This is a genomic window from Photobacterium sp. 1_MG-2023 (assembly GCF_030547945.1).
In the GTDB taxonomy this organism is placed as follows: domain Bacteria; phylum Pseudomonadota; class Gammaproteobacteria; order Enterobacterales; family Vibrionaceae; genus Photobacterium.
In genome coordinates this window covers 1-695 of record NZ_JAUORR010000085.1, presented here as the reverse complement: position 1 = coordinate 695, position 695 = coordinate 1, and the positions used below count along the sequence as shown (strand labels likewise).

1 protein-coding gene is annotated in these 695 nt (G+C 59.6%); it reads left to right on the top strand.

Annotated features, from left to right (window positions below; translation table 11 throughout):
• The coding region (locus tag Q4579_RS22990) for a hypothetical protein (RefSeq protein WP_303567282.1) at positions 1 to 695 on the top strand (695 nt) is incomplete at both ends.

Here is a 695-nt window from a genome sequence, read left to right as displayed (position 1 = left end):
GTCAGTCAGTACCTGCTCATTCGTGACTGCTCCCATACCGTCACCTTGCTGGCGAAAACCCAGAACCGGGAAGTCGGCACCGAGCTGAAGAAAAATGATGTGGTGCCGTTGGGTGGCTTCGAAACCATCGAGCTGTACAACCACCATCCGACGGCGGTCACGTTGAAATATCAGCTCACCGATATTCCGGTGAACACCCAGTCTGACGCGGTGGCAATCAGTGGCGCGGTGGAGGTACACAGCATCCGTGAACCCGTGACCATTGATGCCATTCAGCAGACGGTGCCCGTGTCGTTTTCGGCCCCGGTGTCCATTGGCAACTGGCCCGCGGTGCAGCCTGTGAGCGGAAAGATCACCGTAGGCAATTTGCCTGAAGTGCAGGCGGTGCGCGGAGAAGTGGCGATCACCAACCTGCCCGAAGTGCAGACCGTGAATGGTCAAGTCACTGTCGGTAATTTGCCGCAGGTGCAGCAGGTCAGCGGGCTGGTTGCGGTCGCAAGCAGTGATGGGCTGGTCAGTGCCGCAACCACGTTAGACCCGGCGGTGAGTACCCAACTGATTGAGGCGGACAACACGCGCCAGTCTGTACTGGTTCAAACCGACCGGGGGCTTTATGTGGGCGGGGAAGGGGTGGACAACCTGAGCGGGATTTATATCGCCGCCGGGGAGTCCATGACACTGGAAACCGGGGCGGC